This window comes from Pseudomonas sp. BRM28 (assembly GCF_002939405.1).
GTDB classification, from domain to species: Bacteria; Pseudomonadota; Gammaproteobacteria; order Pseudomonadales; family Pseudomonadaceae; genus Aquipseudomonas; species Aquipseudomonas palmensis.
The window spans coordinates 453,161-469,475 of record NZ_PEFV01000001.1 but is presented as its reverse complement, the minus strand read 5'-3'; the positions used below and the strand labels follow the sequence as shown (position 1 = coordinate 469,475).

At 65.7% G+C, this 16,315-nt stretch carries 14 protein-coding genes; 7 read left to right on the top strand and 7 right to left on the bottom strand.

Going from position 1 to position 16,315, the window contains the following annotated elements; all coding sequences use genetic code 11:
* Positions 1–74: 74 nt before the first annotated feature.
* Entirely contained in the window at positions 75–1,535 is a 1,461-nt protein-coding gene (gene mltF, locus CR917_RS02225) for a membrane-bound lytic murein transglycosylase MltF (protein WP_043860640.1), read from the bottom strand.
* Between the two features lie 236 nt (positions 1,536–1,771).
* Between mltF and purL the strand changes: the two genes are divergently transcribed.
* Both purL and CR917_RS02215 read left to right on the top strand, forming a co-directional pair.
* A complete protein-coding gene (gene purL, locus CR917_RS02220; RefSeq protein WP_043860639.1) occupies positions 1,772–5,671 on the top strand; it encodes a phosphoribosylformylglycinamidine synthase in 3,900 nt (1,299 codons plus the stop codon).
* A 2-nt stretch (positions 5,672–5,673) separates the two neighbouring features.
* Entirely contained in the window at positions 5,674–5,985 is a 312-nt protein-coding gene (locus tag CR917_RS02215) for a YqfO family protein (RefSeq protein WP_054915053.1), read from the top strand.
* 46 nt (positions 5,986–6,031) lie between these two features.
* Here the strand turns inward: CR917_RS02215 and CR917_RS02210 are convergent, their stop codons facing one another.
* From CR917_RS02210 to CR917_RS02200, 3 genes are all read right to left on the bottom strand, one after another.
* Positions 6,032–8,071, bottom strand: a complete 2,040-nt coding sequence (locus CR917_RS02210) for a PhoX family phosphatase (protein ID WP_104571846.1) — start codon at positions 8,069–8,071, stop codon at positions 6,032–6,034.
* Between the two features lie 123 nt (positions 8,072–8,194).
* A complete protein-coding gene (locus CR917_RS02205) occupies positions 8,195–8,752 on the bottom strand; it encodes a murein L,D-transpeptidase family protein (RefSeq protein ID WP_054915039.1) in 558 nt (185 codons plus the stop codon).
* 34 nt (positions 8,753–8,786) lie between these two features.
* On the bottom strand, positions 8,787–9,335 hold the full coding sequence (locus CR917_RS02200; protein ID WP_043863174.1) for an NUDIX hydrolase: 549 nt from the start codon (positions 9,333–9,335) through the stop codon (positions 8,787–8,789).
* Between the two features lie 131 nt (positions 9,336–9,466).
* On the opposite strand from CR917_RS02200, the gene CR917_RS02195 reads away from it, so the two are divergent.
* The 5 genes from CR917_RS02195 to purT all read left to right on the top strand — a co-directional run bounded on the left by CR917_RS02195 (position 9,467) and on the right by purT (position 12,626).
* On the top strand, positions 9,467–10,066 hold the full coding sequence (locus CR917_RS02195) for a CoA pyrophosphatase (RefSeq protein WP_043863175.1): 600 nt from the start codon (positions 9,467–9,469) through the stop codon (positions 10,064–10,066).
* 40 nt (positions 10,067–10,106) lie between these two features.
* Positions 10,107–10,631 carry a gamma carbonic anhydrase family protein gene (locus CR917_RS02190; protein ID WP_054915036.1) on the top strand — a complete coding sequence of 175 codons (525 nt, stop codon included), beginning with the start codon at positions 10,107–10,109 and terminating at the stop codon, positions 10,629–10,631.
* Positions 10,631–10,843 carry a DUF1289 domain-containing protein gene (locus CR917_RS02185; RefSeq protein WP_043863177.1) on the top strand — a complete coding sequence of 71 codons (213 nt, stop codon included), beginning with the start codon at positions 10,631–10,633 and terminating at the stop codon, positions 10,841–10,843. The genes CR917_RS02190 and CR917_RS02185 overlap by 1 nt, the downstream gene beginning before the upstream one ends.
* A 62-nt stretch (positions 10,844–10,905) precedes the next feature.
* On the top strand, positions 10,906–11,373 hold the full coding sequence (locus tag CR917_RS02180) for a VUT family protein (protein WP_104571845.1): 468 nt from the start codon (positions 10,906–10,908) through the stop codon (positions 11,371–11,373).
* Between the two features lie 71 nt (positions 11,374–11,444).
* A complete protein-coding gene (gene purT / locus CR917_RS02175; RefSeq protein WP_043863179.1) occupies positions 11,445–12,626 on the top strand; it encodes a formate-dependent phosphoribosylglycinamide formyltransferase in 1,182 nt (393 codons plus the stop codon).
* A gap of 101 nt (positions 12,627–12,727) precedes the next feature.
* Here the strand turns inward: purT and CR917_RS02170 are convergent, their stop codons facing one another.
* The 3 genes from CR917_RS02170 to CR917_RS02160 form a co-directional block, all read right to left on the bottom strand.
* Positions 12,728–14,038: an MFS transporter gene (locus tag CR917_RS02170; RefSeq protein ID WP_043863180.1), complete on the bottom strand. Its 1,311-nt coding sequence runs from the start codon at positions 14,036–14,038 to the stop codon at positions 12,728–12,730.
* Between the two features lie 73 nt (positions 14,039–14,111).
* Complete coding sequence (locus CR917_RS02165) at positions 14,112–15,311, bottom strand: transporter associated domain-containing protein (RefSeq protein ID WP_088514564.1); 1,200 nt, start codon at positions 15,309–15,311, stop codon at positions 14,112–14,114.
* Between the two features lie 10 nt (positions 15,312–15,321).
* Positions 15,322–16,134, bottom strand: coding sequence for an inner membrane protein YpjD (locus CR917_RS02160; protein WP_043863182.1), 813 nt, complete (start codon positions 16,132–16,134; stop codon positions 15,322–15,324).
* Positions 16,135–16,315 lie beyond the last annotated feature (181 nt).

Below are 16,315 nucleotides of genomic sequence, written 5' to 3'. Positions count from 1 at the left end.
GTGACCATCGCGGGTCAAGCCCGCTCCCCCGTTGTTGCGGGAGCGGGCTTGGCCCGCGATACAGGCGCTGCAAACTAGAGCGGCGGCGAAGCGTCGGCCGGCTTGGTCTTGTTGACCCCCGGCACATGCAGGTTGCCTTCGGCCACCTGGCTGCCCTCCAGCTGCGGCTGGGTCACCCAGGTCAGGATGTCGTAGTAGCGCCGGATGTTGGCCACGAAATGCACCGGCTCGCCTCCACGGGCATAGCCGTAGCGGGTCTTGCTGTACCACTGCTTCTGCGACAGGCGCGGCAGCATCTTCTTCACGTCCAGCCACTTGTTCGGGTTCAGCCCCTCGCGCTTGGCCAGCTTGCGTGCATCGTCCAGGTGGCCGCTGCCCACGTTGTAGGCGGCCAGGGCAAACCAGGTGCGGTCCGGCTCCTCGATGTCGTCATCGAGCTCCTTCTTCACATGCATGAAATACTTGGCCCCGCCCTCGATGCTCTGGCGCGGGTCGAGCCGGTTGGACACGCCCATGGCCTGGGCGGTGCGCTGGGTCAGCATCATCAGCCCGCGCACGCCGGTCTTGGAGGTGACCTCGGCCTGCCACATCGACTCCTGGTAACCGATCGCCGCCAGCAGGCGCCAGTCCACCTGTTCCTTCTTGGCCGAGGTCTTGAAGTGGTTCTCGTAGCGCGGCAGGCGCTGCTGCAGGTGCTGGGCGAAGGTGTAGGCGCCGACATAGCCGAGCACGTCCACGTGGCCGTAGTAGCGGTCCTTGAGCCGTTGCAGGGTGCCGTTCTTGTGCACCTTGTCGATGAATTCGTTGATTTCGTTGAGCAGGCTGTTGTCTTCGCCGGCCGCCACCGCCCAGCGCTGGTCGCGCCCGTCGCCCAGGTCGAAGGCGACCCGCACGTTGGGGAAGTACACCTGGTTCATCGCCACTTCGTTGGAGTCGACCAGGGTCAGGTCGATCTGGCCCTCGTCGACCATGCGCAGCAGGTCGACCACCTCGACCTGGTCGGATTCTTCATATTGCAGGGCCGGGTACTGTTTTTTCAGCTCTGCCAGCTGTTCGGCATGGCTGCTGCCCTTGAGTACCAGAATGCGCTTGCCGACCAGGTCGCCGGCGTCGGTGGGGCGGGGCTTGCCGTTGCGGTAGATGATCTGCGGGGTGACTTCGAGATACGGGTGGGAAAAACGTACCTGCTGCTTGCGCTGCTCGCTGCTTACCAGGCCCGCTGCCGCCAGCACCGGGCCGTTCGGCTGGCCGAGCTGGTTGAACAGGTCGTCGAGGTTGTCGGCGGTCTCGATCTGCAGCTTCACGCCCAGGTCGTCGGCAAAGCGCTGGACCAGCTCGTACTCGAAGCCGGTTTCGCCGTTGCGGTCCTGGAAGTAGGTGGCCGGGCTGTTGCGGGTGATCACGCGCAGCACGCCGTCCTCCTTGACACGCTCCAGGGTGCTGGGTTTTTCAACACAGGCACCGAGCATCAGGAAGAGTCCGGTTGCGATGAGCCATTTGGCACAACGCTGGCGCAAAGCAGTCTGGGCAAACATAGGGTGCAGTATACGCAAAGGACCTGCCGCGCCATATCTCGACAACATCCGGCTTGTCTGCTAGCACAGCCCGATAAAACCGCGTCGGGACGGGTTTTTGTCATCTCGTGAAGCACTCTTGTCGGCTTGCCGACATTCGGCCTGTCGCCGATGCAGCGTTTCGGGTGCCGTCGGCGGCGGTTTAGGCTAGAATGCACGGCCTCTAAGCACACCCCCTTCCTGAGGCTGTCCCGACGATGTTGATCCTGCGCGGCGCTCCTGCCCTTTCTGCCTTTCGCCACGGTAAATTACTCGAGCAACTGAGCCAGAAAGTCCCCGCTGTTAGTGGTTTGTACGCTGAATTCGCCCATTTCGCCGAGGTTGACGGCGAGCTGAGTGCCGACCAACAGCATGTGCTCGCGCGCCTGCTCAAGTACGGCCCGAGCGTGCCGGTACAGGAGCCCAGCGGTCGCCTGTTCCTGGTCATGCCGCGTTTCGGCACCATCTCGCCCTGGTCGAGCAAGGCCAGCGACATCGCCCACAACTGCGGCCTGGAGAACGTCAAGCGCCTGGAGCGCGGTACTGCCTTCTATGTCGGCGGTGAACTGAGCGAGGCCGATGTGGCCGCCGTCGCCGAGCTGCTGCACGACCGCATGACCCAGATCGTGCTGGGCAGGCTCGAAGAGGCCGCCGGCCTGTTCAGCCATGCCGAACCCAAGCCGCTGACCGCCGTCGACATCCTCGGCGGTGGCCGCGCCGCGCTGGAAAAAGCCAACGTCGAGCTGGGCCTGGCCCTGGCCGAAGACGAGATCGACTACCTGGTCACCAGCTTCCAGGGCCTCAAGCGCAACCCGCACGACATCGAACTGATGATGTTCGCCCAGGCCAACTCCGAGCACTGCCGCCACAAGATCTTCAACGCCAGTTGGGATATCGACGGCCAGAGCCAGGAAAAAAGCCTGTTCGGCATGATCAAGAACACCTACCAGATGCACAGCGAAGGCGTGCTGTCCGCTTACAAGGACAACGCCTCGGTGATCGTCGGTTCCACCGCCGGGCGCTTCTTCCCGAACCCTGAAACCCGCCAGTACGGCGCGGTGCAGGAGCCGGTGCACATCCTGATGAAGGTCGAGACCCACAACCACCCGACCGCCATCGCGCCGTTCCCGGGGGCCTCTACCGGTTCCGGCGGCGAGATCCGCGACGAAGGTGCCACCGGTCGCGGCGCCAAGCCCAAGGCCGGCCTGACCGGCTTCACCGTGTCCAACCTGCAGATCCCGGGCTTCGAACAGCCTTGGGAAAAGCCCTACGGCAAGCCGGAGCGCATCGTCACCGCGCTGGACATCATGATCGAAGGCCCGCTGGGCGGCGCGGCGTTCAACAATGAATTCGGGCGCCCGGCACTGACCGGTTACTTCCGTACCTTCGAGCAGTCGATCAACACCCCCCATGGCGAAGAAGTGCGCGGCTACCACAAGCCGATCATGCTCGCCGGCGGCATGGGCAACATCCGCGAAGGCCATGTGCAGAAGGGCGAGATCACCGTCGGCGCCAAGCTGATCGTGCTCGGCGGCCCGGCCATGCTGATCGGCCTGGGCGGCGGTGCTGCCTCGTCGATGGCCACCGGCGCCAGCTCTGCCGACCTCGATTTCGCCTCGGTACAGCGCGAAAATCCTGAAATGGAACGCCGCTGCCAGGAGGTCATCGACCGCTGCTGGCAGCTGGGCGATGCCAACCCCATCGCGTTCATCCATGACGTCGGCGCGGGCGGCCTGTCCAACGCCTTCCCCGAGCTGGTCAACGACGGCGGCCGTGGCGGTCGTTTCGAGCTGCGCAACGTGCCCAACGACGAGCCGGGCATGGCGCCGCTGGAAATCTGGAGCAACGAGTCCCAGGAACGCTACGTGCTGGCGGTCGACGCCAAGGACCTGGAGCGTTTCACCGCCATCTGCGAACGCGAGCGCTGCCCGTTCGCAGTGGTCGGCGAAGCCACTGCCGAACCGCAACTGACCGTCACCGACAGCCACTTCGGCAACAGCCCGGTGGACATGCCGCTGGAAGTGCTGCTGGGCAAGGCCCCGCGCATGCACCGTTCGGTCAGCCGCGAAGCCGAGCTGGGCGACGATTTCGACCCGAGCACCCTGGACCTCGCCGACTCGGTACAGCGCGTGCTGCGCCACCCGGCCGTGGCCAGCAAGAACTTCCTGATCACCATCGGTGACCGCACCATCACCGGCCTGGTCGCCCGCGACCAGATGGTCGGTCCATGGCAGGTCCCGGTGGCCGATGTGGCCGTCACCGCCACCAGCTTCGACGTGTACACCGGCGAAGCCATGGCCATGGGCGAGCGCACCCCGCTGGCCCTGCTCGATGCCCAGGCGTCCGGGCGCATGGCGATCGGCGAGACCCTGACCAACATGGCGGCCTCGCGCATCGGCAAGCTGTCCGACATCAAGCTGTCGGCCAACTGGATGTCGGCTGCCGGCCACCCCGGTGAAGACGCGCGCCTGTACGACGCGGTCAAGGCCGTGGGCATGGAACTGTGCCCCGAGCTGGGCCTGACCATTCCGGTGGGCAAGGACTCGATGTCCATGAAGACCCGCTGGGAAGATGAAGGTCGCGAGAAGACCGTGACCTCGCCGATGTCGCTGATCGTGACCGGCTTTGCCCCGGTTACCGACATCCGCAAGACCCTGACCCCGCAACTGCGCATGGACAAGGGCGAAACCGACCTGATCCTGATCGACCTGGGTCGCGGCCAGAACCGCATGGGCGCCTCGATCCTGGCCCAGACCCACGGCAAGCTCGCCAGCCAGGCACCGGACGTCGACGACGCCGAAGACCTCAAGGCGTTCTTCGCGGTGATCCAGGGCCTGAACGCCGACGGTCACCTGCTGGCCTACCACGACCGCTCCGACGGCGGCCTGCTGGCCACCGCGCTGGAAATGGCCTTCGCCGGCCATTGCGGGCTGAACCTGGAACTGGACACCCTGACCGGCAAGCGCGAGAAAGTCGCGGCCATCCTCTTCAACGAAGAGCTGGGTGCGGTGATCCAGGTGCGCCAGGACGCCACCCCGGACGTGCTGGCCCAGTTCAGCGCCGCCGGCCTTGGCGAAGACTGCGTGGCGGTGATCGGCAAGCCGGTCAATTGTGCCGACGTGGCCATCAGCCTGAACGGCGAAGTGCTGTTCACCGGCGACCGCCGCCTGCTGCAGCGCCAGTGGGCCGAGACCAGCTACCAGATCCAGCGCCTGCGCGACAACGCCGACTGCGCCGACCAGGAATTCGACGGCCTGCTCGAGGAAGACAACCCGGGCCTGAGCGTCAAGCTGGGCTTCGACGTCAACCACGACATCGCGGCGCCTTACATCAAGAAGGGCATTCGCCCACAGGTGGCGGTACTGCGCGAGCAGGGCGTCAACGGCCAGGTGGAAATGGCTGCGGCGTTCGACCGTGCCGGCTTCAACGCCATCGACGTGCACATGAGCGATATCCTCGCCGGTCGCGTCGACCTGAACGAGTTCAAGGGCATGGTTGCCTGCGGCGGCTTCTCCTACGGTGACGTGCTGGGTGCCGGTGAAGGCTGGGCCAAGTCGGCGCTGTTCAACAGCCGCGCCCGCGACGCCTTCCAGGGCTTCTTCGAGCGTAGCGACAGCTTCACCCTGGGTGTGTGCAACGGTTGCCAGATGATGTCCAACCTGCACGAGCTGATCCCGGGCAGCGAGTTCTGGCCGCACTTCGTGCGCAACCGCTCCGAGCAGTTCGAGGCGCGCGTGGCGATGGTCCAGGTGCAGGAGTCCAACTCGATCTTCCTGCAGGGCATGGCCGGTTCGCGCATGCCGATCGCCATCGCGCACGGTGAAGGGCATGCCGAGTTCGCCAGCGAAGAGGCACTGCTGGAAGCCGACCTGTCCGGTTGCGTGGCCCTGCGTTTCGTCGACAACCACGGCAAGGTCACCGAGACCTACCCGGCCAACCCGAACGGTTCGCCGCGCGGGATCACCGGCCTGACCAGCCGCGACGGGCGCGTCACCATCATGATGCCGCACCCTGAGCGGGTATTCCGTGCGGTGCAGAACTCGTGGCGCCCGGATGACTGGAACGAAGACGCCGCCTGGATGCGCATGTTCCGCAACGCGCGGGCCTGGGTGAACTGAGGGTGTTCAAACTCGCCTTCTTCGTGCCGCCCAGCCATGTGGAGCAGGTCAAGGCCGCTGTGTTCGCCGCCGGTGGCGGACGCATCGGCGCCTACGACAGCTGTGCGTGGCAGGTGCTGGGCCAGGGCCAGTTCCGTCCGTTGAGCGGCAGCCAGCCGTTCATCGGGCAGAGCGGGGTGGTCGAGCAGGTCGAGGAGTGGCGGGTCGAGCTGGTGGTGGACGATGCGCTGGTGGGGCCGGTAGTCGCGGCCCTGAAGGCGAGCCACCCCTACGAGACCCCGGCCTACGAGGTCTGGCAGCTCGCTGATTTCTGAGGGTCGTGGGGCATGCCCCACGACCCTTCGAGCAGTCCCCTGCTGCTCAGACGCCTATCTCCCCCCCATCATTGCGCTGAATCACCACCGTCGCCGCACGTGGTCGCACCTTGCTGCCGGCCGGCGTTGCCGTGGTCGCTACACCGGTGCTGGGCCAGTTGGCCGGGTGCTGGATGTTGACGAACATCGAGCGGTTGTCCGGAGTGAACGCAATCCCTGTCACCTCACACCCATTGGGCCCCACGAAGAAGCGACGCAGGTTCAGGGCGTTGTCCGCATTGATCGGGCTGCGCTTGCCCTGGGCATCGAGCAACAGGTCCGGGATCACGGCAAGCACCTGGTCGTTGGTGTAGTCGCTCACGCTCGGTTCGCTGTTGTCGGTCTCGAACCAGAGGATACCGCGGCTATCGAAACTCATGCCGTCGGGGCTGGCGAACTGGTTGTGTTCGGTCAGGCCGGAGCGGTTGATGTCGGCGCTGGCTGCGGAATTGGCGCCGAACACGAAGATGTCCCAAGTGAAGCTCAGCTGATCCGTGCCGTCGTGCCAGCGGATGATGTGACCGTGCTTGTTAGGCCCCCGCGGGTTGGCCTGGTCGACGCTGGTCGGGGTGCGCTGGCTGTTGTTGGTCAGGCTCAGGTAGGCGTCGCCGTTGAGCGGGTTGACCGTGGTCCACTCCGGGCGGTCCATCGGCGTGGCGCCCAATGCATCGGCTGCGCCACGGGTATTGAGGATGATGCCCGGCAGGTCGCCGTAGAGGGCGCCAAGGGTCTTGCCATCGATGGTGGGCGAGGCAGCATCGAGCAGCAGCCACTGGCCGCTGCCGTCGGCATCGAAGCGCGCCACGTACAGCTTGCCCTGGTCCATGTACTTGGCGCCGATGGCTAGGCGGTCGTGCGGGGTGGCATCGGCCGGGTCCCAGGGCGCGCTGGAGACGAATTTGTAGAGGTATTCGTTGTTCGAGTCGTCACCCATGTAGAACACCACCGGTTGGCCTGCCACCGCCAGGCCGGGGCAGCAGCCCTCGTGGCGGAAACGTCCCAGGGCGGTGCGTTTGACCGCGCGGCGACTGGCGTCATACGGGTCGATTTCGACGATATAGCCAAACGTGCTGGCTTCATTGCGATAGTCGTCGGTGGCCGACGTACCGCGTGGGGTGATGTCGAAGCGGGCGAATTCGTCGTCCACTTCGTCCGCTGCGCCGGCGGCGGTTTCCCACTTGTACAGGCTTGTCCCGGTGCTGACGCCCAGGCGCTGCTGATCGGCCGGCAGCGCAGTGGTCGTATTGATGAAGATACCTGGCCAGTTCTCCTCGCAGGTCAGGTAGGTGCCCCATGGGGTGTGGCCGTTGCCGCAGTTGTTGTTGGTGCCGCGCGACTGCGTGCCGTTTCTGGAGAACGCGGTCTTGACGTGATCGGTGCCGCGCAGCGGGCCGGCCAGGTCCATCACGCTGGCGCTGGTGAAGCGGCGGTTGAGCGGATCGTTGTCGACCACCTGCCAGCGCCCGCCGCGCTTGTTCAGGCGCACGACGCCGGCGCCGTGGGCGTTGATCTCCTTGCGCACCTCCTCGGGCGGCCGCTTGCCGGTAGCGTCCAGGGTGGGGCCGGCAGAATGCAGGGCCTGGGCATCGATGTATTCGAAGTTGATTGCCAGCAGACCGTCGTCGGAGCTGCCACCGATGGGGAAGAAATGCATGCCGTCGTGGTGCATGCCCATGGCGTTTGCCTGGTCTTCGGCGCTGTTGCTGCCGTCGGCCTGCCAGGGTTTAGCGGCGCTGTTCAACGGGGTACCCCATGGTGCCAGCACATAGGCGCTGTAGCCGGCGGCCACTGTGCAGGCATCGGTGCGCGAGCCGGGGATCGAGTCGAAACCGAGCGCCAGCGGCGACGAGGCGGTAGGGGCGGCGGCTTTGTCCGCGGCGTAGCTGTCGAAACAGCCACCTAGGCCTGCACCGGCAATCATCGCGATGGCTGCGCCCAGGCTGCCGCGCACCACGCTGCGGCGGCTCAGATACATGTCCAGTACGGACGTCATCGGCAGGTTGCCACTGGCGTTGCGGTCCAGGTTGTCGCCGGTGTCTCGACTCATTGCTTCATATCCTTCAGCTGAAGTGGCGTCATGCAGACCGGCACTTTAGAAGGCGAATATGACGATTTAGGGGCGCTTTGATGACAGCCGGCACTGCGGCCGGCTGTTGATCCGGGGCAGGGGTCAGGGCCGAATCTCGATCAGCGTGCCGTCGCTGACCAGGTTCCACACTTCGCGCATGTCGCGGTTGGTCATGGCGATGCAGCCTTCGGTCCAGTCCAGGGTGTGGAACAGCGCCTCGGGGTAGTCCGCACTGTCCGGGGTGCCGTGGATCATGATCATGCTGCCCGGCTTCACCCCTTCGCGGCGGGCACGGGCCGAGTCGCTGACATTGGGGTAGGAGACGTGGATGGCCAGGTTGTATCGGTCGGACACCTTGCGCCAGTCGAGCCAGTACAGCCCCTCGGGCGTGCGCTTGTCGCCCTCGCGCAGCTTGGCACCGGTGGGCTGCTTGCCCAGCGAGATGCGGTAGCTCTTCATCGAGGTGTCGCCGCTCATCAGTTGCAGGCGGCGTTCGGACTTGATCACCAGCACCTTGTCGATCAACGGGGCGCCGGAGGGGGTGGGCGCCGGGGTCGAGGGCGTCACCTGGCCAAGCGGTTTTCGCACAATGGTTTCGGTAAACGCCGCCTGGGACACCGACGCCACACCGAGGCAGAAGAGGGCAAGCAACCAGCGCATGAAACGGTATCCCTGAAAGTGGCGACGTATGGGTTCAAGTGAGCGGTTCGACCCGCGGGGACAGGCATTCGGTGCGTACCGGGTAATGCTGCCCCTGGCGGTCGAGATAGTAGCATTCTAGGGCACGACTCACGGTCCTGAAAGCCAGCTCGTCCCAGGGGATCTCGCTTTCCTCGAACAGGCGCACTTCCAGGCTCTCGACGCCCACCGCAAATGCCAGGTCGGCCAGCTCGGCGCGGTAGAACACGTGCACCTGGTTGATGTGCGGCAGGTCGAACAGCTGGTACAGGGCCATCGGCCCCAGGCGCGCGCAGGCTTCCTCGTCGGCCTCGCGGCGTGCGGCGTGTTCCATGGTCTCGCCGTTTTCCATGAAGCCGGCCGGCAGGGTCCAGTAGCCACGTCGCGGCTCGATGGCGCGTCGGCACAGCAGCACCTGGCTGCCATGGCTGGGCAGCACGCCGGCGACGATGTTGGGGTTCTGGTAATGGATGGTATGGCAATGATCGCAGACATGACGCAGGCGGTTGTCGCCGTCGGGGATGCGATGAGTGACCGGTTTGCCGCACGCACTGCAGTAATTCATGCTTATCTTCCTGGTGGCTGCGCCTATCTTCGCGCCAGTGCGCGCAGGCCCGCAAGCGCGATTGTCGCGGGGGCTTGGGCGGGCTGCGCCTTTGGTGCATCATGCAGAGACCCGACAGAACGAGAGAGACCATGCTGGACGAGTTACTTCGCCGAATGAGCAGTCACACGCCGGGCACCCTGGAGACCGATCGTCGGTTCCCCGAGGCTGCCGTGTTATTGCCCATCACCCGCAGCGAGTCGCCCGAACTGGTGCTGACCCTGCGCGCCAAGGGGCTCTCGACCCATGGCGGCGAAGTGGCCTTCCCCGGCGGGCGGCGAGACCCCGAAGATCCGGACCTGGTGTTCACCGCGCTGCGCGAGGCCGAGGAGGAAATCGGCCTGCCGCCCGGGCTGGTCGAAGTCATCGGCCCGCTGAGTCCGCTGGTTTCGTTGCACGGGCTGAAGGTCACGCCGTTTGTCGGGCTGATTCCCGACTATGTCGAGTACCGCGCCAACGATGCCGAGATTGCCGCGGTGTTCAGCGTGCCGCTGGAGTTCTTCCGCCAGGACCCGCGCGACCATACCCACCGCATCGACTACCAGGGCCGCAGCTGGTACGTGCCCAGCTACCGTTTCGGCGAGTACAAGATCTGGGGCCTGTCGGCGATCATGATCGTCGAGCTGGTCAACCTGCTTTACGATGCGCGCATCAGCCTGCACCATCCGCCTGAGCGCACCCCTACAAGATGAGCGGGCCCACCCGCCGCCTTCCCACCGTGAGGAACCACGCATGAAATACCGTCTGGGCGACCTGCGCGTCGAAACCCACCCACAGAGCTGGGTAGCGCCCACCGCCACGCTGATCGGCAAGGTACGCCTGCAGGCGGGGGCCAACGTCTGGTTCGGCGCGGTGCTGCGCGGCGACAACGAGCTGATCGACATCGGCGAGAACAGCAATGTGCAGGACGGTACGGTGATGCACACCGACATGGGCTGGCCACTGACCCTGGGCAAGGGCGTGACGGTCGGCCACAACGCCATGCTGCATGGCTGCACGGTCGGCGACTACAGCCTGGTGGGCATCGGCGCGGTGATCCTCAATGGTGCGCGCATCGGCAAGCACTGCATCATCGGCGCCAATGCGCTGGTGCCCGAGGGGCGCGAGATTCCCGATGGGTCGCTGGTGGTCGGCTCGCCGGGCAAGGTGGTGCGCGAACTGACCCCGGCGCAGCAGCAACTGCTCGAGGCCAGTGCTGCCCACTATGTGCACAACGCCCAGCGCTATGCCCGTGACCTTGTACCCCAGGAGGACTGATGAGCAGCCCTGAACGACCGGTGGCCTCGCCTTGCGTGCACATCTGCGCGCTGGACGAGCAGGATATCTGCACCGGCTGCCAGCGCACCGCCAGCGAGATCACGCGCTGGGGCCGCATGGCCAACGACGAACGGCGCCAGGTGCTGGTGCTGTGCCATGAGCGCGCCGTGGCGGCGGGGCTGGTGATGACGGTGGGCAAGGCCGCCGGCTGATCCCGGGCTTGGCCGTGCGGGGGCACTCAAGTACCCTGTACGGCTTGCCAACCGGTGTTTCTATGTTCTTTCTGATTGCTTATATCGCCAGCGTGGTGCTGATCAACTACGCGTTCTCCAGTGCCCCGCACCTGGACGTCATCTGGTCCGCCTGGGGCGGGCTGGTGTTCATCCTGCGCGACATGGTGCAGACCCGCTTCGGCCACGGCGCCCTGCTGGCCATGCTTGGCGCCCTGGTGCTGTCCTATATCACCTCCGAGCCTGCCATTGCCCTGGCCAGCGCCACCGCGTTCGCGGTATCGGAGCTGATCGACTGGCTGGTGTTCAGCATCACCAAGCGCCCGTTGCGTGACCGCCTGTGGCTCAGCTCGGCGCTGAGCATCCCGCTGGACACCTTCATCTTCTTCGGCATGATCGGCGCACTGACCCCGGCCGTGGTCGGTACAGCGCTGGGCTCCAAGTTCGCCGGGGTGACGGTGGTGTGGCTGGCGATGGCCTGGCGCGCACGCAAGAACGCCTGCGCCATGTAAAATGGCGCTTCTTTTCACCGGGTTGCACCGTGCTGGGGCGGCCCTGGATTCCTTCCCTCTGAGGACCTGAGATGACCCGTATCGGAACCCCCTTGTCGCCGACCGCGACCCGAGTACTGCTGTGTGGCTGTGGCGAACTGGGCAAGGAAGTGGTGATCGAGCTGCAACGCCTGGGCGTTGAAGTGATTGCCGTGGACCGTTACGCCGATGCCCCGGCCATGCAGGTGGCGCACCGCAGCCACGTGATCAACATGCTCGATGGCGCCGCCCTGCGCGCGGTGATCGAGGCCGAGCAGCCGCACTACATCGTGCCGGAAATCGAAGCCATCGCCACCGCCACCCTGGTTGAGCTGGAAGCCGAAGGCTTTACCGTGGTGCCGACCGCACGCGCCGCGCAGCTGACCATGAACCGCGAGGGCATCCGCCGCCTGGCCGCCGAGGAGCTGGACCTGCCAACCTCGCCGTACCACTTTGCCGACACCTTCGAAGACTACCGCAAGGCCGTCGAAGACCTCGGCTTCCCGTGTGTGGTCAAGCCGGTGATGAGCTCGTCGGGCAAGGGCCAGAGCCTGCTCAAGGGCGTCGATGACGTGCAGGCCGCGTGGGACTATGCCCAGGAAGGCGGGCGTGCCGGCAAGGGCCGGGTCATCATCGAGGGCTTCATCGACTTCGAGTACGAGATCACCCTGCTCACCGTGCGCCATGTGGGCGGCACCACCTTCTGCGCGCCGGTCGGGCATCGCCAGGAGAAGGGCGATTATCAGGAGTCGTGGCAGCCGCAGGCGATGAGCCCCAAGGCGCTGGCCGAGTCCGAGCGCGTGGCGCGTGCGGTGACCGAGGCCCTGGGTGGTCGCGGCATGTTCGGCGTGGAGCTGTTCGTCAAGGGCGACCAGGTGTGGTTCAGCGAAGTTTCGCCGCGCCCGCACGACACTGGCCTGGTGACCCTGATTTCCCAGGACCTTTCGCAGTTCGCGCTGCATGCGCGGGCGATCCTGGGCCTGCCGATTCCGCTGATTCGCCAGTTCGGGCCGTCGGCTTCGGCAGTGATTCTGGTGGAAGGCACTTCGCAGCAGACCGCCTTCGCCAACCTCGGCGCGGCGCTGAGCGAGCCGGACACGGCGCTGCGCCTGTTCGGCAAGCCAGAAGTGAATGGCCAGCGGCGCATGGGCGTGTGCCTGGCGCGTGACGAGTCGATCGAAGCCGCGCGGGCCAAGGCGACCCGGGCTTCGCAGGCAGTCAGCGTAGAGCTGTAAGGCTTTAGTACGTCATCGCGGGTCAGGCCCGCTCCCACAGGGACAGTGATGATGCCTGTGGGAGCTGGCCTGACCCGCGATAGCTGCGCAGCAGCCTGTCTTCAGAGCTCCGTATGCCGGGTCTCTTTCAGGCACAGCACTGCAATCAGGCTCAGTACTGCCGCCGCCGACACATACCCGCCCACCCAGCTCAAGCCGCCCATGGCCACCAGCTTCTGTGCAAAGAACGGCGCCGCCGAGGCCCCGACGATCCCGCCCAGGTTGTACGCCGCCGAGGCCCCGGTATAGCGCACGTGCGTGGGGAACAGCTCAGGCAGCAGCGCCCCCATCGGCGCGAACGTCACCCCCATCAGAAACAGTTCGATGGCCAGAAACAGCGCCACGCCTGCGGTCGACCCCGACGTCAGCAGTGGCTCCATGGTGAACCCCGACAGGATGGCCAGCACCCCACCCACGATCAGCACCGGCTTGCGTCCGTATCGGTCGCTCAGCCAGGCCGACAGCGGCGTGGCCAGGGCCATGAACACCACCGCAAAGCACAGCAGTGCCAGAAAGGTCTCGCGGCTGTAGCCAAGGGTCGATACCCCGTAGCTCAGCGAGAACACCGTCGAGATGTAGAACAGCGCGTAGCACACCACCATCGCCGCCGCGCCCAGCAGGGTCGGCGCCCAGTACTGTGCGAACAGCTCGACCACCGGCATCTTCACCCGCTCGTGGCGCGCCACGGCCTTGGCGAACACCGGCGACTCCTCGAGCTTGAGCCGCACATACAGCCCCACGATCACCAGCGCGGCGCTGAGCAGGAACGGAATGCGCCAGCCCCAGCTGCGGAACTGCTCGTCGGAAAGGGTCATGGCCAGGGTCAGGAACAGGCCGTTGGCCGCCAGAAAGCCGATCGAAGGGCCCAGCTGCGGGAACATGCCGAACCACGCCCGCTTGCCCTTGGGCGCGTTCTCGGTGGCCAGCAGCGCTGCACCGCCCCATTCGCCGCCCAGCCCCAGGCCCTGGCCGAAGCGCAGCAGGCACAGCAGGATCGGCGCCCAGGCGCCAATGCTGTCGTAACCCGGCAGCACGCCGATCAGCGTGGTGCAGATGCCCATCAGCAGCAGCGAGGCCACCAGCGTCGACTTGCGGCCGATGCGGTCGCCAAAATGGCCGAACAGCGCCGAACCCAGCGGGCGCGCCAGAAACGCGATGCCGAAGGTGAGGAAGGCCGAGAGCATCTGCGCGGTGCCCGAGGTCTGCGGGAAGAACACCGGGCCGATCACCAGGGCCGCTGCCGTGGCGTATACGTAGAAGTCGTAGAACTCGATGGCGGTGCCGATGAAGCTGGCCGTGGCTACCCGGGCGGGCGAGTTGACTGGGGGCGCTGCGGTTTCATCGTTGTTGTTATAGGTGCTGCTGGTCGTCATGAACGTTTCCCTGTCGAGTGCTGCGAAGGCTCCGGCACCTGCCGCGGGCAAGCGCCGGCGGGCTCGAGTATAGCTAGCGGGAAACGGTCCAGACCAGTATGCGGCTGGCGCAATTGTCCTCGGTTTCGAGGATTTCCATGCGATAACGGCCCATTTTCAGGCACACCGCGCTGGCAGGAATGCTTTCCAGCGCCTCGGTCACCAGGCCGTTCAGGGTTTTCGGGCCGTCGCTGGGCAGGTGCCAGCCCAAGCTGCGGTTGAGCTCGCGGATCGAAATGTTGCCCTCGATCACGTAGCGCCCATCGGGCTGCGGGTGAATGTGCGGGTTGTCCAGGCTGTGCTCTTCCTCGAACTCGCCCACGATCTCTTCAAGAATGTCTTCCAGGGTGACGATGCCCTGCACTTCGCCATATTCGTCCACCACCACGCCCAGGCGCCGCTGCTGTTTGTGAAAGTTCAGCAGCTGCAGCTGCAGCGGGGTGCTTTCGGGCACGAAGTATGGCTCGTAGCACGCCGCCAGCAGGTTGGCCAGGGTCAGCTCGGCCTTGGGCAGCAGGTGGCTGATCTGGCGCGTGTTGAGGATCGCCTCGACCTGGTTGATATCACTGTGGAACACCGGCAGGCGGGTGTGACGGCTGACGATCAGTTGCTCGATGATCTTTTCGATCGGCTCGTCGAGGTTGATCCCGTCGACATCGTTGCGCGGCACCAGGATGTCGTTGACCGTCACCTTGTCCAGCGCCTGAAGGCTGCCGAGCAGGTCGCTCCTGTGCTGGGCATGTTCCTCGTCCGGCGCACCGGAGGCGCCGGGGGTGTCGTGGCGATTGTCATGCTGGGTGACGGCCGTGACCTTGCCCGCGAAGGGGCGCAGCAACAGGCGTGCAACGCCATCGAGCAGCCAGGCCAGTGGCTGCAGCAGCATGAGCGGCACCTTGAGCAGGCTCTCGCCCAGGCCCAGCAGGGCGTCGGGGTAGCGTCGGGCCAGCTGGCGGGGGAGGTAGTCGGTGAGCACCAGCACGGCCAGTGCCGCTGCCGCGCAGGCCAGCCAGAAGCCGCGCTCGCCGGCATGGGCAAAGCCCAGCAGCGAGGCCAGGGCGAACACCAGCAGCTTGCCCAGGGTGGCGCCCAGCATCAGTGCACGTTCGCTTCTGGGGCCATTGCGGCGGGTGCCGCCCTGTTGCTGCTGGGCGGCATCCACTGCGCTGAACAGCGCCGACCACACCAGGGTCAGTGCCAGTACCGCGACCTGTGGGCCTAACGGCAGAGTGTTCATAGGTCGCCTGTCAGATATGCAGAATGAATTCGCGTACCAGCTTGCTGCCGAAATACGCCAGCATCAGCAGGCAGAAACCGGCCAGGGTCCAGCGGATCGCCTTGTGACCGCGCCAGCCCAGGCGGGTGCGGCCCCACAGCAGGACGCCGAAGACGATCCAGGCCACGCAGGCGAGCAGGGTCTTGTGCACCAGGTGCTGGGCGAACAGGTTGTCCAGGAACAGCCAGCCGGAGATCAGCGACAGCGACAGCAGCGCCCAGCCGGCCCACAGGAAGCCGAACAGCAGGCTCTCCATGGTCTGCAGCGGCGGGAAGTTGCGGATCAGGCCCGAGGGGTGCTTGTGCTTGAGCTGGTAATCCTGCACCAGCAGCAGCAAGGCCTGGAACACCGCGATGGTGAACAGCCCGTAGGCCAGGATCGACAGCAGGATATGCGCCAGGATGCCGGGCTCCTCGTTGACCAGCGGCACCGTGCCCGAGGGCGCGAACTGCGCCATCAGCGCGGTCAGCAGGCCCAGCGGGAACAGCAGCAGCAACAGGTTCTCCACCGGGATGCGCAGGGTGGCGACCAGGGTCAGGGCAATCACTGCGGTGGCGATCAGGCTGGCGGCGCTGAAGAAGTCCAGGCTCAGGCCCAGCGGCGTGAGCAGCTGCCAGCACAACGCGGTGCCCTGAGCGACCACGGCGAAGGCGCCGAGCATTCCGAGCAGCCGCTTGTCGGCCTTGGTGCCTCGGGCCAGGCGGGTGCCTTGATAGAAAATCGCGGCGGCGTACAGGCAGGCGGCGATCAGATTGGGTAGCAAGCTGGGTGACAAGGGGAGCATAAGTCCTGTTAGGCAAGCCCGAAAGGCCCTGAGTTTGGCATACAACGCGCCTGCCAAGGAAGACTGGTGGCCGACGCCATGGTGTGCGCGTGCGCGAGTCTTCGCTATAATCGCCGGCCTGCCCTTGCCCAAGGCTGGCCGAATGCGCCAGGGGCAGCTGATAAACCTCGGTTCTACAGAG